The organism is Sphingomonas zeicaulis, assembly GCF_050433225.1.
In the GTDB taxonomy this organism is placed as follows: Bacteria; Pseudomonadota; Alphaproteobacteria; order Sphingomonadales; family Sphingomonadaceae; genus Sphingomonas_D; species Sphingomonas_D zeicaulis.
Window position 1 is genome coordinate 1,015,934 of the sequence record NZ_JBNPXQ010000001.1, and the last position, 20,014, is coordinate 1,035,947.

At 66.3% G+C, this 20,014-nt stretch carries 17 protein-coding genes and 1 tRNA gene; 9 read left to right on the forward strand and 9 right to left on the reverse strand.

The window, feature by feature from the left end:
- Positions 1 to 103: 103 nt before the first annotated feature.
- Positions 104 to 922 carry an exodeoxyribonuclease III gene (gene xth, locus FHS96_RS04855; RefSeq protein WP_429588316.1) on the forward strand — a complete coding sequence of 273 codons (819 nt, stop codon included), beginning with the start codon at positions 104 to 106 and terminating at the stop codon, positions 920 to 922.
- Here the strand turns inward: xth and FHS96_RS04860 are convergent.
- From FHS96_RS04860 to lepB, 6 genes are all read right to left on the reverse strand, one after another.
- On the reverse strand, positions 892 to 1,233 hold the full coding sequence (locus FHS96_RS04860) for a hypothetical protein (protein WP_429588317.1): 342 nt from the start codon (positions 1,231 to 1,233) through the stop codon (positions 892 to 894). The two genes, xth and FHS96_RS04860, sit on opposite strands and share 31 nt — an antisense overlap.
- 8 nt (positions 1,234 to 1,241) lie before the next feature.
- Positions 1,242 to 3,794: an HWE histidine kinase domain-containing protein gene (locus FHS96_RS04865; RefSeq protein ID WP_429588318.1), complete on the reverse strand. Its 2,553-nt coding sequence runs from the start codon at positions 3,792 to 3,794 to the stop codon at positions 1,242 to 1,244.
- A 216-nt stretch (positions 3,795 to 4,010) separates the two neighbouring features.
- Positions 4,011 to 4,892 (reverse strand): hypothetical protein, encoded by an 882-nt coding sequence (locus tag FHS96_RS04870; RefSeq protein ID WP_429588319.1) that lies wholly within the window; start codon positions 4,890 to 4,892, stop codon positions 4,011 to 4,013.
- A 231-nt stretch (positions 4,893 to 5,123) separates the two neighbouring features.
- The gene (gene era / locus FHS96_RS04875; protein ID WP_429588320.1) at positions 5,124 to 6,017 is read right to left on the reverse strand and encodes a GTPase Era; all 894 of its coding nucleotides are present in this window, start codon (positions 6,015 to 6,017) and stop codon (positions 5,124 to 5,126) included.
- The gene (gene rnc / locus FHS96_RS04880) at positions 6,014 to 6,679 is read right to left on the reverse strand and encodes a ribonuclease III (protein ID WP_429588322.1); all 666 of its coding nucleotides are present in this window, start codon (positions 6,677 to 6,679) and stop codon (positions 6,014 to 6,016) included. The genes era and rnc overlap by 4 nt, the downstream gene beginning before the upstream one ends.
- Positions 6,679 to 7,545 (reverse strand): signal peptidase I, encoded by an 867-nt coding sequence (gene lepB, locus FHS96_RS04885; protein WP_429588323.1) that lies wholly within the window; start codon positions 7,543 to 7,545, stop codon positions 6,679 to 6,681. Before lepB ends, rnc begins: the two co-directional genes overlap by 1 nt.
- A gap of 166 nt (positions 7,546 to 7,711) precedes the next feature.
- Here lepB and pgi point away from each other — a divergent pair, with 166 nt between their 5' ends.
- Both pgi and gorA read left to right on the forward strand, forming a co-directional pair.
- A complete protein-coding gene (gene pgi, locus FHS96_RS04890) occupies positions 7,712 to 9,214 on the forward strand; it encodes a glucose-6-phosphate isomerase (protein WP_429588324.1) in 1,503 nt (500 codons plus the stop codon).
- 150 nt (positions 9,215 to 9,364) lie between these two features.
- Entirely contained in the window at positions 9,365 to 10,711 is a 1,347-nt protein-coding gene (gene gorA, locus FHS96_RS04895; RefSeq protein ID WP_429588325.1) for a glutathione-disulfide reductase, read from the forward strand.
- 57 nt (positions 10,712 to 10,768) lie between these two features.
- Here the strand turns inward: gorA and FHS96_RS04900 are convergent, their stop codons facing one another.
- A complete protein-coding gene (locus tag FHS96_RS04900; RefSeq protein ID WP_429588326.1) occupies positions 10,769 to 11,785 on the reverse strand; it encodes a peptidase associated/transthyretin-like domain-containing protein in 1,017 nt (338 codons plus the stop codon).
- Positions 11,786 to 11,943: 158 nt separating this feature from the next.
- Positions 11,944 to 12,324: a hypothetical protein gene (locus tag FHS96_RS04905; RefSeq protein WP_429588327.1), complete on the reverse strand. Its 381-nt coding sequence runs from the start codon at positions 12,322 to 12,324 to the stop codon at positions 11,944 to 11,946.
- Between the two features lie 215 nt (positions 12,325 to 12,539).
- Between FHS96_RS04905 and trxB the strand changes: the two genes are divergently transcribed.
- Positions 12,540 to 13,514 (forward strand): thioredoxin-disulfide reductase, encoded by a 975-nt coding sequence (gene trxB, locus FHS96_RS04910; RefSeq protein WP_429588328.1) that lies wholly within the window; start codon positions 12,540 to 12,542, stop codon positions 13,512 to 13,514.
- A 59-nt stretch (positions 13,515 to 13,573) separates the two neighbouring features.
- Here trxB and FHS96_RS04915 read toward each other — a convergent pair whose 3' ends face one another.
- Entirely contained in the window at positions 13,574 to 13,846 is a 273-nt protein-coding gene (locus FHS96_RS04915; protein ID WP_429589622.1) for an acyl carrier protein, read from the reverse strand.
- Between the two features lie 220 nt (positions 13,847 to 14,066).
- On the opposite strand from FHS96_RS04915, the gene FHS96_RS04920 reads away from it, so the two are divergent.
- The 5 genes from FHS96_RS04920 to FHS96_RS04940 all read left to right on the forward strand — a co-directional run bounded on the left by FHS96_RS04920 (position 14,067) and on the right by FHS96_RS04940 (position 20,007).
- Complete coding sequence (locus FHS96_RS04920; RefSeq protein WP_429588329.1) at positions 14,067 to 15,590, forward strand: acyl-CoA ligase (AMP-forming), exosortase A system-associated; 1,524 nt, start codon at positions 14,067 to 14,069, stop codon at positions 15,588 to 15,590.
- Positions 15,587 to 16,822, forward strand: a complete 1,236-nt coding sequence (locus FHS96_RS04925; RefSeq protein ID WP_429588330.1) for a pyridoxal-dependent decarboxylase, exosortase A system-associated — start codon at positions 15,587 to 15,589, stop codon at positions 16,820 to 16,822. The genes FHS96_RS04920 and FHS96_RS04925 overlap by 4 nt, the downstream gene beginning before the upstream one ends.
- Before the next feature lie 99 nt (positions 16,823 to 16,921).
- Complete coding sequence (locus tag FHS96_RS04930; RefSeq protein ID WP_429588331.1) at positions 16,922 to 18,799, forward strand: asparagine synthase-related protein; 1,878 nt, start codon at positions 16,922 to 16,924, stop codon at positions 18,797 to 18,799.
- A gap of 54 nt (positions 18,800 to 18,853) precedes the next feature.
- Positions 18,854 to 18,930 (forward strand) — tRNA-His (locus tag FHS96_RS04935).
- A 156-nt stretch (positions 18,931 to 19,086) separates the two neighbouring features.
- Positions 19,087 to 20,007, forward strand: a complete 921-nt coding sequence (locus FHS96_RS04940; protein ID WP_429588332.1) for a M15 family metallopeptidase — start codon at positions 19,087 to 19,089, stop codon at positions 20,005 to 20,007.
- Positions 20,008 to 20,014 lie beyond the last annotated feature (7 nt).

A 20,014-nucleotide genomic window follows, 5' to 3' on the forward strand; every position in this document is an offset into this window, starting at 1 on the left:
CGCCCCGCACTCGCGCAGCGCCCGGATCGCGAAATCGGCTTGCGCCTCCTTCCCGCGGCGCGAGGAACAGACGCAGCAGCACGGAACGGGTAAGGATAGGCCGATGAGAATCGCAACCTATAACGTCAATGGCGTGAACGGACGTCTGCCGGTTCTGATACGATGGCTGCAGGCCTATTCGCCCGACATCGTCTGTCTCCAGGAACTAAAGGCGCCGGACGAACGCTTCCCCGACGAGGCGCTTGCCGAAATTGGCTATGATGCGATCTGGCACGGCCAGAAGAGCTGGAACGGGGTCGCGATCCTCAGCCGCGTGGGCGAGATTCATGAAACCCGGCGCGGATTGCCCGGCGATCCCGGCGACGATCACAGTCGCTATATCGAGGCTGCGGTCAACGGGATCATCATTGGATGCCTCTACCTCCCTAATGGCAATCCGAGGCCCGGGCCAAAATTCGAGTACAAGCTGCGCTGGCTAGAACGGTTCGCGATGCATGCCGAAGTATTGCTGGCTTCGGAGCTGCCGGTCATCCTCGCCGGAGACTTCAACATCATTCCAACGGATCGCGACGTCTATAAGCCTGAGCGTTGGCAGAATGATGCGCTGTTCGCGCCGGAGGTGCGAGACGCCTATGCACGCCTGCTCGCCACCGGCTGGACCGATGCGGTCCGCGCGCTGCACCCCGACGAGACGATCTACAGCTTCTGGGACTATTTCCGAAACGGCTTCGCGCGCGATGCGGGACTGCGGATCGATCACCAATTGCTGGCTCCGCCGCTCGTCGAGCGGCTGGTCGCGGCCGGCGTAGACCGCGAGGTGCGTGGGTGGGACAAGTCAAGCGATCATGCGCCGGTCTGGATCGAACTGGCCGACCGACCGCGTCGCCGTCGTCAGCCCAGGGCCGCGAACCATGCCGCGTAAGGCGTATTGCGCGCCATGCAGCGATTATAGTCGGGCGCGCCATCGCTCCACCAGACCGGGCCGCGTTCGCCGAGCGCGCGTTTCGCCCGATCGACGCTGCGGCGCGCCGCTTTTTCAGCGGCGACGTCCGCCGCGCGTTTTGCCATGCCGACGGACCGGCGCGCCTGCATGAGTTCTGAGACAAGCTGCGCCCGTATGGCGTCGGAAAGTGCGGGATTGGCGCAGCGCCACAAGCGCCCGCGAACCACGAAATAGCGGCCGTCGGGCGTTGTCGGATGGCCATCCGCCGCCCGTGCGGGCTCATCGGCCATCGGCGATGTCAGAGCATCTCCTCCACCGCCCGGGCGATATTGTGGGTCGTATAGGGCTTCTGAACAACGGTGCGCGCGCGATGCTCCACGGGCAGCTTCGCCTGTTCGCCATAGCCCGACGCGAAGAAGAAGGGCACGCCCATGTCATGCAACCGGTCCGCGATGCCGAAGCTCGTCTGATCGCCCAGGTTGATGTCGAGGATCGCGAGGTCTGGCCTGGTGTCGTCCAGCGCATCATGAGCGGCTTCGGGCGTAGAAGCGGTGACGATCACCGCTCCGAACCGGGTGAGGATGTCCTCGGCATCGAGCGCGATGATCAGGCTGTCCTCGACCAGCAGGACGTTGCGTCCGGCCAGGAGATGCGGGCTGACTGCCACCTGCGAACTATGCGATGCGGCAGGCAGCCGGACGTGCGGACCCTTGAAGTTGCGCCGTTCGGAAACGTGCCGCGCGGGAATACGGAAGGTCGCGCGAACGCCGTCCGGCGCATAGTCGATCTCCGAGGCGCCGCCGAGATCATAGGGTACGGACCGCTCGACGATCGTCGTCCCGAACCCCTTGCGCGTCGGCTTCGTCACGCGGGGGCCGCCCGTTTCCTGCCAGGTCAGCACGAGATCGTTCTGGCCATTGCGCGACCAACGGATCCGGACCTCGCCGTCAGCGGAAAGGCTGCCATATTTGGTCGAATTGGTGACGAGCTCATGGATGACCAGCGCCATGGTCGAATAGGCCTGGGGGTTGAGCAGCACCGGGGGGCCATCGTGCAGGATGGCGTTTTCTCGCGTCGCGGCGAAGGCCGCCGCCTCTGCATCGATCAGCGCCTGCAGCGGTGCCGGACCCCAATGATCGTCCGTGATCTGATTATGCGCACGTGCGAGGGCATGGATGCGTCCGTCGACGAGCTTCACGAAATCGCGGACCACTTCCTCGTCCGGTTGCGACTGACGGATCAGCCCGCGAATGACGCCGAGGATGTTGCGGACGCGGTGGTTCAATTCGGCGATCAGCAGTTCCTGCCTGGCATTCGCCTGATGCCGCTGCGCCGCGGCCTCGTCCGCGAGCCGCAGCACGACTTCGATCAGCGTCGCGCGCAAGGTTTCAGCCACGCGCAGTTCGGAGGGGGTGAATGGCTTTGAATGACCTTCGACCAGTTCCTGCCACTCGGCGAAGCTTTCGCGTGGCGTGAGCCGCGGGCCGTTGGGGCCAAAGGTTACCGGTTTGTGGGGATCGCCGGCCCAACGGACGGAGTCACGTATCTCCGAGCGGAACAGCACGACATAGTCGCGCGGACTGCGCGAGATTGGAATGGCGAGAAGGCCCGACGCCTGCCGGGCGAAAGGGGCCGCGCGGTCGACGAGCGAGGCGATATGGTCCGTCGCAAACACTTTGCCCGCCGCGGTGCCATTGAGCGCGCGGATGATACGGCGGAAATCGTCGGTCGGCGGGGTCGTGCCCGAGAAGGCGTAGCTGCCATTGATCCAGACGCCGACACCGTCCGCTGGGATCGTGCTGGTCAGGATGTCGGCGAGCCAGTCGGGATCGTTGAGCAATGTCTCGTCGGACGCCACGGCGCCGAGAAGTTGGTCCGATACGTCGCGCGCCCGACGCTCATATTCGACGAGCGCGCGCCGCTCCCGGCTTTCAAGCCGCATCGAGAACATCTGCGCGAACATCTCGGTCACCGAGCGCCGCTCGAAGGTCGGCGCGCGCGGCGAATAATGGTGGCAGGCGAACAAGCCCCAAAGTTCGTCGTCGACGATGATCGAGATCGAGAGGGAGGCCTCGACGCCCATATTCTTGAGATATTCGATATGAATGGGCGATACCGAGCGCAGGATCGACAGCGACAGGTCGAGCGGTTTCTTGTTTTCATCGAGCGCCGGTTCGATGCCGATCGGTGTCGCATTGACGTCGCGAATGACGCGGATCAGGTTGCGCTTGTAGAGCGCGCGCGCCTGACGGGGGATATCGCTTGCCGGATAATGCAGGCCCTTGAAGGATCCGATGCCGGCCTTGCAAGCCTCGGCGACGACCTCTCCGGCTCCATCCGGAGCGAATTTATAGACCATCACCCGGTCGTAACCGAGCAGCGCGCGCACCTGCCGCGCGCCTTCGCGGTAGAAGGAGGACATCTCCCCCTGCGCATCGAGCCTACCCATCATCGATCTGACAGCACCGGTCGCATCGCCATTGCTGTGGTTGCCCGGTTCGGCCTCGATGACGATCTGGCCGTCGGAAAAATGAACGGCGAAATCGAACGGCTCGCCATTCTCGCGCAATTGGCAGCCGAACTGGCGCTCGACCGTGTCGGGCGAGGTCAGAAAGGCGACGCGGTTGCGCAGGTCATGGACCAGCTTTGGCGGCACGAAATCCGATAGCGGGTGGCCGATCAGCGACCGTGCCTCGATCCCGAGGAACGTCCCGACATTCTTCGACGCGCGCGCAATGATCCAATCTGTGCTGACGACGATCAGAAAACCTACGGGCTGGATCGCCCCGAGCAGGTGGATCGGCTCGCGGTCGCAGTTTGAAAGGTCGACATGCTCCAGGGTTTCGGTCACGCTTTTCCTTACGTCAGATCGGTTGTCCGGATCGGCCGCTGCACGCTGAAATGCGTGGGTGCCATTCGCCGACCGCTATCTAGCCGTCGGGAGGCGATGTGCGGCGGAACGATGGATGCGGAGTCCCGCGTAGGACGCTATTCTTCAACGCTTTCGGTACCCCACAGATTGATACGCCGTAGGTTAAGATGCGGAATGGCCACAAAGGTTCCCCCTCTATGCTCGGGCAGGGCGCCTGTATCGTCGATCGGCGCCCGCTGGCGTGGCGCTGGGAGGGGAATGACGGGCGTGAGAGGCTGTCAGGCGGCCGAAAGTTTCACGGCGTCGATCAAGCACGCCCATGCCAGTATGTTGCCAGGCAAGCCATTCCGGATAACTTCCCGCCCGGGCGGCTGCGACATCGGGTATTCGCGTCCCACTGGTCGTGACAAATACGCAATGGCGCAAAATCTTCTCGATATCGTCCAGATCGCCGAACGCTTCATAGCCGAGGGTCCACCATATATCGGGGCGATCCTGACGGATGACGCGCGTCCATTCGACATTGCATCCCGCATGCAATATTCTGCCATCGCGCGCGGCATCGATCGGAACAAGGCCGTCACTGGTCCAGGCGAAGGATTGCAGCCGCCTTTGCTTCTGAACCCTTATTGTCGGAGAGCCCTCCAGAACGAGTGCCGCCGATGCGAGCTTGGTCCAGAGCGTGATCTGCCCCAGCGGCGCCAGCAAGCCGCGGCGCGCGATCAGTGACTTGATCTCGACCCGCCTGTCTTCGCCTTCTGCCGCGCGGACCTTGATGCCGCATTCGGTCTGCGCAGGGTCATAAAGGTAGATATCGGTTCGCGTTGGTGGAGCCGCATCTTCGATACGCCCGTCGCCGCTCGCGTGCTGCACTGTGTCGAACCAGCGCGCCACCGCGTTGCATTGTTCCCCGCGCCACCAAAGCCGCACTTCGCATGATCGCTGCACGAAAACCTCCTGGACGAGCTGGGCCTCGCCTTTATCCCCGCATCGCTGCAGCCCCAGCGTTGAGCAACTGCGCCGGGATAGCGCCCGGCGCTGGGCATATTTCGACAGTGGCTGGCTGATTTTGGGCAACAGAGGCATATTTCAGACGGCTGAAATGCCCGCATCGCCGGTTAAAATGCGCGACGCTGCGGGTCTTCTTGGCGACGTCACGTTTACAAGGCGTTCGGAGCGTCTGCTGCGGCCCACGCTCCGCCCGAGATGTCTTTGTTTGGCAGCGCTGCTTTCTTAACGCTTGATTGCTCCAATGTGCGGCTGAGGCCGCTAAGCCCGCTTCTCGCTGTCATCGGGAGGGGAGCGGCCCTACTCCACCCACTCCAGCCCGATCGAGCGGTAAAGACTGCGATCCTCTTCCCAGTCGGGCTTCACCTTGACGTGCAGATAGAGGTGCACGCGTGCGCCGAGCAGCTTGGTGAGTTCGGCGCGGGCGCGCGAGCCGATCTCCTTCAGCCGCGTGCCGCCCTTGCCGAGCACGATCGCGCGTTGGGTGGCGCGCCCCACGAGGATCTGCTGGTGGATCTCGACCGATCCGTCCTCGCGTTCCGAATAGCGTTCCGTGTCCACGGCAGCGGCGTAGGGCAGTTCGGCGTGAAGCTGCAGATAGAGCTGTTCGCGCGTCACTTCAGCGGCGAGCATACGATCGGTCGCGTCGGACACTTGATCCTCGGGGAAGTGCCACGGCCCCTCCGGCATCTTTTCGGCAAGCGCGGCCTTGAGCGTGGGCACGCCATCGCCGGTCGCGGCGGAGACCATGTAGGTGTCGACGAAGCCGATGCGGTCGTTCAGCCGCTGGGCATGGACGAGCAACTTCTCCTTGGCGGCGACGTCCACCTTGTTGAGGATCAGGATCTTGGGCTCGCGGCGTGCCGCCAGTCGTTCGATGATGACCTCGACCTTGGGACCGAGGCCGCCCTTTGCGTCGATCACCAGGGCGATCAGGTCGGCATCCTCGGCGCCGCCCCACGCAGCGGACACCATCGCGCGGTCGAGCCGCCGACGCGGTTCGAAGATGCCTGGTGTGTCGACGAGGATGATCTGCGTCTCACCCTCGATGGCAAGACCCATCAGCCGCGTACGCGTGGTCTGCGCCTTGGGGCTGACGATCGCCACCTTCTGCCCGACGAGGGCGTTGACGAGGGTCGACTTGCCCGCATTGGGGGCGCCGACGACCGCGACGGTTCCGCACCGCTCGCTCATTGCAATTTCTCCAGAAGGGCGCGTGCCGCCGCGGTTTCCGCATCCTGCTTCGACGAGCCTTCCGCGGAGGCCTCACCGGCGCCCTTGATCGTGACAGTGATGGTGAAGCGAGGCGCGTGGTGCGGCCCGGCGCGATTGGTGATTTCATAGACCGGCGGGCGCCGGTTGTGCGCCGCGGCCCATTCCTGCAGCGCCGATTTGGGATGGAGCGGCGCACGCTGCTGCTGCAGCACCCGGTCGCCCCAGGCGCTCCGGACGAAGCGATCCGCGGCTTCGAGGCCGCCTTCGAGGAAGACGGCCCCGATCAGCGCCTCGACGACGTCGCCCAGCACATTGTCGCTGTCACTTGCGCCATCGTCACGCGCCTGCTTGCCGAGGCGCAGGTGCGTCGGCACGCCGATCGCACGGCCGATCTCCGCGCAGGTGCCGCCCGAGACAAGCGCGTTGAGGCGGCGCGAGAGCTTGCCCTCGGGCTCGTCCGGAAACAGCACGAACAGCCAGCGGGCCATCAACAGGCCGAGAATGCGATCCCCCAGGAATTCGAGCCGCTCATAATTGAGCGCGCTCTGGCTGCCATGCGTCAGCGCGCGTTCGAATGAGGCGAGATCCTGCGGATCGTGATGGAAGGTCTCGCGGATCCAGGTGGAAAGATCGGCCGCCATCAGAAGGTTTCGCCGATCCGTTCCCAGCGCGCAGCGGTGAACCAGGTCCAGGGCAGGAACCAGTTCGCGGAGCCATCGGTCGAGAAGATCGACACCATCGCGCGGCCGACCAGATTATCTTGCGGTACGAATCCGATCCCGCCGCGCTCCACCGCGAAGCGGCTGTCGAGGCTGCGGTCGCGATTGTCTCCCATCAGGAAGAGATGGCCCTCGGGCACGACATAGACGTCGGTATCGTCATATTCGGTCGGCCTCAGGTCGAGCACGGCATAGCTGTGGCCGTTGGGCAGCGTCTCGCGATACTGCGGATAGCGGCATACCGCCTGGCCGGTGCTGTCGCGGTGCAGGAAGGGGGAGGGGACGCCCTTTTCCAACTCGTAGCAGGGGCTGTTGGGGCTGACCGGATGGACGAAATCGGCGATCCGCTGCCGCGGAATCGGCGTGCCGTTGAGGATGATCTGGCCCTTGCGGATCTGGACGAGGTCACCGGGCAGCCCGATCACGCGCTTGATATAATCGACATCATTGGTCGGCGGCGCGCGGAAGATCACAACGTCGCCACGCTCGGGCTGATGCGGCAGGATGCGGGATGAGGGCAGCAGCGGCATCCCCCAGGGCAGGCTGTAACGCGAGAAGCCATAGGGCCACTTCGCCGCGAGCAGATAATCGCCCACGAGCAGCCGTGGCTGCATAGACTCCGAGGGGATGACGAAGGGCGAAACGATGAAGCTGCGCAAGATGAAGACGAACAGCAACAGTTTCAGCAGAAAGGTGAACGACTCGCGCCCTTCGCTTTTTGCCTTTCGGGCCCGTTTGTTGGCTTTGGCGGCGGCGGCTTGCGCGCCGCCCGACGTCTGGTCGGTCATCGCCGGGGTTTGGAAGCGTGGCGCGCTTTGGTCAAGCGAGCTTCGATCGACACGCGTTAGTCGCGCCCATCGGGCGGCGCCTGAGAGAAAAGCGGCAGGCCGGGGGGTGGCAGCGGCGCGGGCGGCGGCGTAGAGGATGCGCTGCAATATCAGGGAGATTCGCGACATGAGCGGCACCGAAACGGCGTGGACGGTCATCCGGGCGGAGCAGCCCGAAACCCTGGCGAAACTGTTCGATGCCACGCCCGATCGCCTGTCGCAGCTCGTGATCGAAGAAGTCGGCATGCGCTTCGACTGGTCGAAGACGCACCTGACCCCGGCGTTGATCGACGCCTTCGTCGCGCTGGCCGAGGCGAGCGACTTCGCGGGCAAGCGCGACGCGCTGTTCGCGGGCGCGAAGATCAACGTCACCGAGGGCCGCGCCGTCGAGCATAGCGCCGAGCGCGGCGAGGGCGCGCCCGAGAGCGTGGCGCAGGCCAAGATGTTCCATGCACGGATGCGCGGGCTGATTGACGCGATCGAAGCCGGCGCGATGGGGCCCATCACCAACATCCTGCACATCGGCATCGGCGGTTCGGCGCTGGGGCCGAACCTGCTGGTCGACGCGCTGGGCCGCGAGGCGGATCGCTACCAGACCGCGATCGTCTCCAACGTGGACGGCGCCGCGCTGGAAGAAGCGTTCGCGCGCTTCGATCCGACCAGCACCCTGATCGCCGTCGCCTCCAAGACCTTCACCACCACCGAAACGCTGATGAATGCGGATAGCGCGCTGGCGTGGTTGACGGAGGGCGGCGTTGACGACCCCTATGGCCGCGTCGTCGCGCTGACCGCGGCGCCGGACAAGGCTGTGGCGTGGGGTGTCGACGAAACCCGCGTGCTGCCCTTCTCTGAAAGCGTCGGCGGGCGTTATTCGCTATGGTCGTCGATCGGCTTCCCCGCAGCGCTCGCGCTCGGGTGGACGGCGTTCGAAGAATTGCTCGAAGGGGCGGCGGCGATGGACCGTCATTTCCGCTTCGCCGAACCGCGCCGCAACGCGCCTCTGCTCGCGGCGTTCGCGGATCAATATTATGCCCGCGTCCGCAACTGCCAGACCCGCGCCGTATTCGCCTATGACGAGCGGCTGCGCCTGCTGCCCTCCTACCTCCAGCAGTTGGAGATGGAATCGAACGGCAAGAGCGTGAAGGCGGACGGCACCCCCGTCGATGGCCCGACCGCGCCGGTCACCTGGGGCGGCGTCGGCACCGATGCGCAGCACGCAGTATTCCAGCTTCTCCACCAGGGCACGCACCTGATCCCTGTCGAATTCATCGCCGCGATCGAACCCGGCCACCCGCTTGACGACCGCCACCACCGCGCGCTGCTGGTCAATTGCTTCGCGCAGGGCGCGGCGCTGATGGAAGGCAAGCAGAGCGACGATCCCGCACGCGCTTATGCCGGCGACCGGCCTTCATCGACGATCCTGCTCGACCGCGTCGACCCACGGACCCTGGGCGCGCTGATCGCCTTCTACGAACAGCGCACCTTCGCCAATGCGGTGCTGATGGGAATCAACGCCTTCGACCAGTTCGGCGTCGAATTGGGCAAGGCGATCGCCAAGTCGATCGAGAGCGAAGGCACGGATCGCTTTGATCCGTCGACACGGGCGCTGATTGAGCGCGCCTTCGGCTGACGTCTCGATCCAGCATCGGGTAGTGGGTGTCATTCCCGTTGCCCGATGTCGGGCTCAGCGAAGGAAATCGATCAGCGCAAACCGGAAAAGCCGTTTGTCGCAGCGGGCCCGGCTCCTTAGATGCCCACGCAGCACATCAAGGGCGGGTCAATGAGCAGTTTCGATTATGATCTCTTCGTCATCGGCGCCGGTTCGGGCGGCGTCCGCGCGGCGCGCGTCTCCGCGGCCCATGGCGCGAAGGTGGCGATTGCCGAGGAATATAAGGTCGGCGGTACCTGCGTGATCCGCGGCTGCGTGCCCAAGAAGCTGCTCGTCTACGGCGCGCATTTTGCAGAGGATCTGAAGGATGCACGCCGGTTCGGCTGGAACGTGCCCGATTGCGATTTCGACTGGCCGACGTTGCGCGACAATGTTCTTGCCGATGTCGAGCGGTTGAACGGCGCCTATACGAGCACGCTCGACAATCATGGCGTCGAGGTGATTCTCGAACGCGCGACGGTGAGCGGCGTCAATGAGATCACGCTGGCATCGGGCCGCACCGTTACCGCCGGCAAGATCCTCATCGCAACCGGCGCCTGGCCGATGGTGCCGGAGTTCCCGGGCGCGGAGCATGGCATCACCTCCAACGAGGTGTTTCATCTCGAAACGCTGCCCAGGCGCGTCGTGATCGCCGGCGGTGGCTATATCGCCAATGAATTCGCCGGCATCTTCCACGAGTTCGGCGCCGAGGTGACGCTCGTCAACCGCTCCGACACGATCCTGCGCGGTTATGACGAGCAGGTGCGCGATCGCCTGCTGCAGATTTCGATGACCAAGGGCATCAAGTTCCTGTTCAACGCACCGTTCGAGAAGGTGGAGAAGCAGGCGGATGGCAGCCTGCGCCTGTTCATGACCGGGCAGCCGGAAATCGAGGCGGACCTGCTGCTGTTCGCCACCGGCCGCATGCCTCACACCAAGGGCCTCGGGCTGGAGACGGCGGGCGTGAAGCTCAACGATCGCGGTGCCGTCGTCGTGGATGACGACAACAAGTCCAGCGTCGACAGCATCTATGCGGTAGGGGACGTGACCGACCGCATCCAGTTGACTCCGATAGCGATCCGCGAGGGGCAGGCCTTTGCCGACAGCATATTCGGCAAGAAGCCGCGCCGCGTCGATTATGGCTGCGTGCCCAATGCCGTGTTCAGCCACCCGCCGATCGCCGGCGTCGGCTATACCGAGGGCGAGGCGCGAAATCGCTTCGGCGCGATCAAGGTCTACACGTCGGATTTCCGGCCGATGAAGAATGTGCTCGCGGGCCGCAACGAGCGCGCGCTCTACAAGATGATCTGCAACGCCGAGACCGATGTGATCATCGGCCTGCACATGATCGGCCCCGATGCGCCCGAGATCCTGCAGGCGGCCGCGATCGCCGTAAAGGCGGGGCTCACCAAGCAGGCGTTCGATGACACCGTCGCGCTGCACCCGACGATGGCGGAAGAGTTGGTGCTGATGCGCTGATGCAGGCCTTGCCTCCCCGGGCCGGGCTCGGGGAGGCAAGCTGCCTTCGGCGTGGGCTTATGGCGTCACGCCGATCACGATCGAGGCGGTGAAGCCCGTCGCGGCCGTGCCAGTGAAGGTCGGCGTCATGCTGGTGATCTGCCCCGACGTGTTGTTGCCGAACACGGGATCGCCGGCGATCGTTGCCGAGGCGAAGTTGGTCGCGCTTGCTGCATAGTCTGCACTGCTCGAATAGACCGACGTAGCAACCTCGGGCGGCATGACGATCTGCGAAGTGAGTTTTGCGAACCTGCCGGCCAGCGCGTTGCTCGGATTCGTGAACAGCTCGAAGTGCATGTGCGGGAAGCGCCCGGGTTCGCAGCCTGGGAAGACTGTCGTGAACGTGCACTGGCCGCTTGCGTTGGTGTAGAGCACACCACGGCAGTAGGTTTCCGCCGGATCGTTGTAGAGCGAGTAGCGCCCGTCCGCGCGCGGATGCCACAGATAGATGGCATAGTTGGAAAGCGCCGCGCACGTCGAGGCCGTGTTGACCACGATGAAGGTCAGCGTCACCTGCACGCCAGGCGTCGGCGGCGGCGTGGGGGTAGGCGTCGGTGTGGGTGTTGGAGTCGGCGTCGGGGTAGGCGTGGGTGTCGGTGTCGGAGTCGGCGTGGGGGTCGGGGTCGGCACCGTGAAGTTCGGGCGGATGTCCGTGCGCACGATGCCGCTGAACGTCAGGATGTTGGTCTGCGTCGGCGCACCCGCGGGCAGGCTGTTGCTGCCGTCGGCGGGATAGGGGCCGACCTCCTCGGGCGGATAGTTGCTGCAGGTCGTCGGCAGCGGAAGCGGCGTCGGCGTAGGGGTCGGCGTTGGCGTGGGAGTGGGTGTCGGCGTCCCGGTGGGCGTGGGTGTCGGCGTGGGGGTGCCGCCGTCGTCGTCATCATTGCCGCCGCCGCAGCTCGCGATCAGCGCGGCGGTGCCGGCGCTCGCAAGCAGCGACAGTGCACGGCGACGGCCGATCCGCCGGCTGCGCATCTGCGCAAGCTCAGCCCCGAGGTCCTGCTCGTCATTGTCGTGGTTGGCCTCGTGGCTCATCTTCGCGTCCTCACTGTTACTCGCGCCGATTAGCCCGCTTTGGTGGCCGGCTTCAACGCCTGTCGACAGCTAAGATGATGGCGGATTGCCGGTTCCGCACAAAAAGGCGGCGCCCCGGCCATCGCCAGGGCGCCGTTGGTCATCCAATGTGCCGCGGCTCAGCGCAGGAACCGCGCGGCCTCGCGGCTGGAAACGTTGGCGTCGCCATTGCGATCCGCACCGCGGATCAGCGCCCGGTTCGCCTCGCCGGCCTCGTTCACGTTCAGCCGACCGTCGCGGTTATAGTCGAACTGGCTGACGAACCGCAGTCCCTCGCGGGTCGTCTTCAGCACCGGGTGCAGACGGGCGACGCCGTTGCCCACCAGTTCGAACCGATATCCGCCCCCGTTCCAACCGCCATTCCAGTCACGATCGTAACGCGGATCGAAACGGACTTGCTGCTGCTGGCCCCAGCTCTGCGCCATGGCCGGCGCCGTCATTCCGCCGATTGTCACGGCGGCGATCGCGATCTTGGCGATAGTTCCAATCGACTTCAGCATGACCAAATTCCTTATCCTGATCACTTCGATGTCGATGCTTCTACGATCGCTCGATTGAACGGATTCTGAGTGACGCCGACAAGATCCGTTCATTAGTGTCGCGAATTGTCGCGAAGGTCGCGAGCCGGGGTTGCTGCCCCCCAAGAAATTCCATCGGTTGCGTTGGGGTGGCTCCAGTCCCTATCTCGGGGATCGAACAGGATGAGAGATTTTCGATGACCGCCACCCATTCCACCCGCATGCTGATCCTCGGATCGGGCCCCGCCGGCCTTTCGGCGGCGATCTATGCCGCGCGCGCCGGTCTGGCGCCGATCGTGGTGCAGGGGCTGCAGCCCGGTGGTCAGCTCACCATCACCACCGACGTCGAGAATTATCCGGGCTTTCGCAACGTCATCCAGGGCCCTTGGCTGATGGAGGAGATGCAGGCGCAGGCCGAGCATGTCGGCACGCAGTTCGTCTATGACCAGATCGTCGATGTCGACCTCTCGGAGCGTCCGTTCCGCCTACGTGGCGATGGCGGCACGCTCTATGTCGCCGATACGCTGGTGATCGCCACCGGTGCGCAGGCCAAGTGGCTGGGGCTGGACAGCGAGCATCTGTTGCAGGGCAAGGGGGTTTCCGCCTGCGCCACCTGTGACGGCTTCTTCTATCGCGGCAAGAAAGTGGTCGTGATCGGCGGCGGCAATACCGCGGTGGAGGAGGCGCTTTACCTCACCAACCACAGCCATGACGTGACCTTGATTCACCGTCGCGATTCGCTGCGCGCCGAGAAGATCCTGCAGGATCGGTTGTTCGCCCATCCGCAGATCAAGGTACTCTGGAACAAGGCGGTCGATCGCTTCGTCGGCGGTGGCACTCCCGAAGGGCTGGTGGGCGTCGACCTGATCGACACGGTCACCGGCGAGAAGAGCCATGTCGAGACCGACGGTGCGTTCGTGGCGATCGGCCACAAGCCGGCGACCGAACTGTTCGAGGGCAAGCTGGAGCTCGACGAGGGCTATGTCGTCGTTGAGAAGGGCACCAGCCACACCGCGATCCCGGGCGTGTTCGCCGCCGGAGACGTGACCGACAAGATCTATCGCCAGGCGGTGACCGCGGCTGGCATGGGCTGCATGGCCGCGCTCGATGCCGAGCGCTTCCTTCAGGAAGCCGATTTCGAATCGACCCGCGAAGTAACGGTCGCGGCTTGAACGGGCAGGGAACGGCGCGGCGGGCAGCGTGCCCGCCGGCCGCTCAGCCGGCTGCCATCCTAGCGCAGCGCCTTGGTGCGCGCGAAGCGGACGAGGCTGCCGAACGTTTCCAGCATCTCGCCGTCCACCTCATCATCCTCGATGATGATTCCCAGCCGATCCTCGATCTCGGTCAGCAGGCCGGCGACGGTCATCGAATCCAGTTCGGGCATGGCGCCGAACAATCCAGAATCAGCCTCCAGCGCCTGCGCGCGGGCATCGTCCAGCCCCAGCACATCCTTCAGCACCGCGCGTACGGTCCGTTCGATCAGCTCTGCATCGTCCCCAGCGATCACCTGCGTCCCTCGACTGTCATTATTTCTTCATGCGCGCGCCGCTTAATCGACGGGCGCGGGCAGGACAAGCATCGCGCCCCATCCGCCGCCACACTGTGACTCGGTGGCAACGCTGCGACGATCGGACAGTGGGGGAGGGTGCATCGATATTCCCCGTCGCCGTCTTACTCGCTATCGACTCTGGTCCGATGCCAAGTCTTCCCTGGATCCCGATGCCATGTTGACCGCCGAGGCGCAGACGCTCGACCGATTGGTTCTTCGCGGCGCGCTCGATGCGCCGGCGCTGATCGGTCGTTTCGGCACGCTCGATTATGCCGCGCTGGATGCGCTCACCGGCCATGTCGCGGCGGGCCTGCGTGCGCAGGGGCTGGAGCCGGGCGATCGGGTGGCGAGCTGGCTGGCCAAGACGCGGCTTGCCTGTGTGCTGCCGCTGGCCGCGGCGCGCGCTGGGCTGATCCATGTGCCGATCAACCCGCTGCTCAAACATGCGCAGGTCGCGCATATCCTGGCGGATAGCGGCGCGCGGTTGCTGATCGCCGGCGATGCGCGCGCGACGACGCTCGGCGACGGCGATGTGCCCGCCGGCTGCGTGTTGCTGACCGAAACCCAGGCGGACGATGTGCTGCCCGGCAACCCCGAGCGGCTGCCGCCGTCGGACGGCGATGCCGATCGGCTCGCGGCGATCCTCTACACTTCCGGCTCCACCGGCCGTCCCAAGGGGGTGATGCTGAGCCACGCCAATCTGTGGCTGGGGGCCATCGCGGTGGCCGATTATCTGCGCCTGACCTCCGCCGACCGCACGCTCTGCGTGCTGCCGCTGAGCTTCGACTATGGCCAGAACCAACTGCTGTCGGCGTGGGCTGCGGGCGCCGCGGCGATCCCGCTCGATTATCTGACCCCGCGTGACGTGATCCGCGCCGTCGAGACGCATGAGGCGACGACACTCGCCGGCGTGCCGCCGCTGTGGACGCAACTCGTCGAAGTGGCATGGCCGCCCGAGGTCGCGGCGAAGCTGAAGCGGCTGACCAACAGCGGCGGCGCGCTCGGCACCTCGCTCGTGCGTCGGCTGCGCGACGTGTTTCCGGGCGCCGACCTCTATCCGATGTACGGGCTGACCGAGGCGTTCCGCTCGACCTATCTCGATCCGTCGCTGGTCGACAGTCACCCCGAATCGATGGGGCGCGCGATCCCCTTTGCCGAAATTCTCGTCGTGCGGCCGGATGGCAGCCCGACCGATGCCGATGAGCCGGGCGAGCTGGTCCATGCCGGGCCGCTGGTTGCCAAGGGCTATTGGAACGATCCCGAACGCAGCGCCGAGCGCTTCCGCCCCGCGCCGCCGGTATCCGCCTATGGCGGCACCGCGGTCTGGTCCGGCGACACGGTGATGCGCGATGGGGAAGGGCTGCTCTATTTCGTCGGGCGTGATGACGAGATGATCAAGAGTGCCGGCAACCGCATCAGCCCGACCGAGATCGAGGAGGCGGCGATCGCCAGCGGCGCGGTGGCCGAGGCGGTGGCGATCGGCCTGCCCGACGAGCGGCTGGGGCAGGCGATCCACCTGATCGTTCGCCCGGCCAAGCGGTTGAAGGCGGCCAAGGCGGAGGAGCGTCTGCGCACCGCGCTCAAGCTCGAACTGCCCGGCTTCATGCAGCCGCACCAGTTGCACTGGCGCGACGCGCTGCCGCGCAGCCCCAACGGCAAGCTCGATCGGGCTGGGTTGAAGCGGGAGATCGGCGGATGAAACCCGCCGGTGCCATCCCGCTGGGCTATGCGGCGGACGATGACGGCATGCTGCTGATCGGCGGCGAGCGGATCGATGCGCTGATCGCGGCGGCGGGCGACACGCCCCTGTTCGTCTATGATGCGGCGCTGCTGGCGGCGCGCGTGGCAAGGCTGCGCGCGGCGATGCCCGCGGAACTCGCGATCCATTATGCGATCAAGGCCAACCCCTATGCGCCGCTCATCGCGTGGATGGCCGAACTGGTCGACGGACTCGACGTCGCATCCGCCGGCGAATTGCAGCGCGCGCTCGACAGCGGCATCGGCGCGGGGCGGATTTCCTTCGCGGGGCCGGGCAAGCGCGACCGCGAGCTTGAGGCGGCGATCGCGGCGGGCGTCACGCTCAACCTCGAATCGGCTGGCGAAGCGGATCGCGCGCTGGCGGTGGCGGACCGGCTGGGGCGCGTTCCGCGGCTGGCGGTGAGGGTCAATCCGGATTTCGATCTGCGTGGCTCCGGCATGCGCATGGGCGGCGGCGCCAAGCCATTCGGTATCGACGCCGCCGAGGTGCCGCCGCTGATCCGTCGCCTGATCGCGGCCGGCGCCGACTGGCAGGGGCTGCACATCTTCGCCGGCAGCCAGGCGCTCGACGCGGCCGCCATCGCCGAGACGCAGGCGGCGACCGTCGCGCTGGCGGCGTCGATTGCCGAGGCGGTGGGTGCGGTGCCGCCGCTGGTCAATCTCGGCGGCGGTTTCGGCATCGCCTATTTCCCTGGGGACGTGCCCCTCGATGTCGAGCAGGTGGGCGCGGCGCTGGGCGAAACGCTGGCGGCGCGCGCGCCCGTGCTCGCCGAAACGGCCTTCGCGATCGAACTCGGCCGCTGGCTGGTGGGGGAGGCGGGGGTTTATCTCACCCGCGTCGTCGACCGGAAGACGAGCCATGGGCAGACCTTTCTCGTCACCGATGGCGGGCTGCACCACCAGCTTGCCGCAAGCGGCAATTTCGGCACCGTCGTCAGGCGCAACTATCCGATCGCGATCGCCAACCGCTTCGGCCGGCCTGTTGAGGAGGAAGTGAGCGTGGTCGGTTGCCTGTGCACCCCGCTCGACCGGCTCGGCGATCAGGTCGGCCTGCCGCGTGCCGAGGCGGGGGATGTCGTCGCGCTGTTCATGGCCGGCGCCTATGGCGCCAGCGCCAGCCCCACGGCGTTCCTCGGCCATTTGCCCGCGATAGAGATGCTCGTGGGTGCCTGATCGGCGCGTGACGGCGCTGCGGATGCGCCGCACCGTTGAGTTCGCCGGATCGGTCGCCCTTGCCCCGTGCCGCCCCGCCGGGCGATAGGGCGCGCGAGCATGAGCGGCATCGCGGGCATCTTCCACCTCCAGACGGCCAAGCCGGTCGATCCCGATCGCGTGCGGGCGATGACCGACGCGATGCGCCATCGCGGCCCGCACGGCGCGGGCGTGTGGACCGCGCGCGGGATCGGCCTCGGCCATCGCCGGCTCTCGATCATCGGTGCCGGCGATGCGGCCGCCGAACCGCTGACCGATCCCAGCGGGCGGCTGAGCGTGGTGTGCGACGGCGAACTGCTCGATGCCGCGCCGCTACGCGCCGAGCTTGAGGGTGCCGGTCATGTGCTGGCGGGCGGCGGCAGCGCCGCGCTGATCCTCGCCGCCTGGCAGCGTTGGGGGGAGGCGTGCCTTTCCCGATTGGAGGGTGGCTTCGCCTTCGCGGTCCATGATGCGGAGCGGCAGCGCCTGTTCCTCGCGCGCGATCGGATGGGCGCGAAACCGCTGCATTATGTGCTGCTGTCGGATGGCAGCCTCGCCTTCGCCTCCGAACTCAAGGGCTTGCTCGCCAACCGGCTGCTACGGCGGCGGCCTGATCCGCGCGCGATCGAGGATTTCCTCGCGCTTGGCCATGTGCCCGACGACGCCTGCCTGGTCGATGGTGTCGAGAAGCTCGCCGCAGGGCATTGCCTGCTGGTGACGCGCGGCCGGCCAGTGCCCGAGGCGCGACGCTGGTGGAGCCTGGATTTTACCCGCCGCAGCGAACGCAGTGGCGCCGGCTTGCAGGCCGAGGCGTCTGAGCGCCTGCAAGCGGCGGTGCGGCGTGCGATGCAGGCGGATGCGCCGCCGGGCGCGCTGATCGACGGCAGTGCGGACGGTGCCGCGCTCGTCGCGCTGATGGCCGCGGCCAGCCCGCGCGCGGTGGCGACGGTGGGGGCTGGGGAGGGGGATGTATCGGGCGCCGGGCGAGCGATCGCCCGTATCGTCCAGCGCTTCGCGACCGAGCATGTCGATGCCGGCCCGATGCCGGATCCGATGGCGCTGCCCGATCTGCTGGCGCAGATCTTTGATGAGCCCTTTGCCGACCCTGCGGCACCTGCCGCGCTGCATCTGGCAGCGGCCGCGGGCGGCAGAATGGCGATCGCGCTCGGCGTCGATGGGCTCGACCTGGCGATGGCGGCCGACCCCCGTCATCGCGACCATGCAAGGCTCGCGGCACTGCGGGCGCTGTTGCCGGCTGGATGGCGCGAGCAGGCGGGGCGGATTGGTGCCGGCGAGTCGCGGCCGTCGCGGATCGCGCGGCGGTTCGGCGCGGATGGCACGCTGCGCGCAATCTCGGCCGATCCGGCTGTGCTTTATGCCGCGGCGGTCACGGTCACCACGCCAATGCAGCGTGCCTTGCTCTATGACGCGGGGATGGCTGCCGCATTGCAGGGCCATCGCGCCGAGCAGCGCTATGAGGATGCGGTGCGCGCCGCCGCCGCCCGCGAGCCGCTCGATCGCGCCCATCACGCCGATCTGGCGATCGCCGCGCCGGCCCGGGTGCTGACCCGCCTCGATCGCGCGGGGATGGCCTCCGGCGTCGAACTGCGCGCACCGCTGCTCGATCCGGACATCGTTCGATTCGCCGCTCAGCTTCCCGCCGGGCTGCGGCTGGGCGGCATGCTGCGCAAGGCGCTGCGCCGCCATCTGCCCTCCGATCTGCCTGATCGCGCCGGTGCGATGCCGCAGCCGGCGCGTTGGCCGGCGGCGGCGTTGGCGGATGCAGTGTCCGCGCTGGTCCGCGATCCCGCCTTGACCGCGACCGGCTGGTTCCGCCCCGCCGGGATCGCCCGGATCGCCGAGCAGCATCGCTCCGGCAGCGCCGATCATGCAGCATTGCTGTGGCAATTGGTGTTGCTCGATCGATCGATGCGAAACTTGTTCGGTGTTGGTGCTTGACGTGCCGCCACGCTCGGGCCTAAGAGCCCGCGCTCGGCGTTACCGCCGAATATGGCGATCGTAGCTCAATTGGTTAGAGCGCCGGTTTGTGGTACCGGAGGTTGCGGGTTCAATCCCCGTCGATCGCCCCATTTTCTCCCATAGCGTCGGATATTGGAAGTCTTGCCGATTTCGGCGAGGCTCGTTGCGATTCGGTCCCGTCCCGGCGGCGTGGCCGTGCAGCGGCGGGGAAGATGATGCGCTGTGGATTCCGATTTCAGCTTGTCTTTACCGCCGCTGCTGCGCTCATGGCATCGCCTGCGGGTGCCCAGACGCCCGCCGAATGGCGTGCCATCGGCCAATATGGTGAGAAAAGCGCGCCTTTGACTCTGTTCGAGCGGGATGCGGTACTGTTCGTCGATGGAGCCGGCCATACCGCGGCGCGCCTCACGCGGATCGATGATGGCCGCTATGGGATCGCCGGCGGCGGCGAACTCGTGCTGGCGAAGCGCGCGGTGCGCCTGAACGGCCGGACGCTGCCTTTCCGTGATTTCGGCGCAGAATCGGAAGCGGCGACGCGCAGCGCGGTGAAGGCCGATCCGGTTGCGTTGCGCCGTCGCGCGCAGGCGGCGACCCCGCCCGTTCAGGCGGGGCCGTTTTCGCCCGACGATCTCGTCGATCTGACCGGTGTCGATCCGCGCATCCGCCTCGACATCCGCTATGCCGGCACGAACAACTTCATGGGCATCCCGCTCTACGAGCGCGCCGCTGCCTTCCTCCAGCGCCCTGCTGCGGAGGCGCTCGGACGGGCGCAGCAGGCTTTGGCCGCCCGCGGCTATGGGCTGATGATCCACGATGCCTATCGGCCCTGGTTCGTCACCTGGATGTTCTGGGAGGCGACCCCGCCGGAGGTTCATGCGTTCGTCGCGGATCCGGCCAAGGGCTCCCGCCACAATCGCGGCAGCGCGGTGGATCTCACGCTCTATGATCTTGGGACAGGCAAGGTCGTCGAGATGCCGAGCCGCTATGACGAGTGGTCGAGCCGATCCTTCGCCAACTTCATCGGAAACACCACGAAGCAACGCGCGCTGCGCGACCTCTTGCGTGAGACGATGGTCGCCGAAGGCTTCGAGGTCTATCCCGAGGAATGGTGGCACTTCGACCACAAGGACTGGCGCCGCTATGCCATTGGCACACGGAGTCTTACAGACCTCGCATCGGGGCGCTGATCTACCG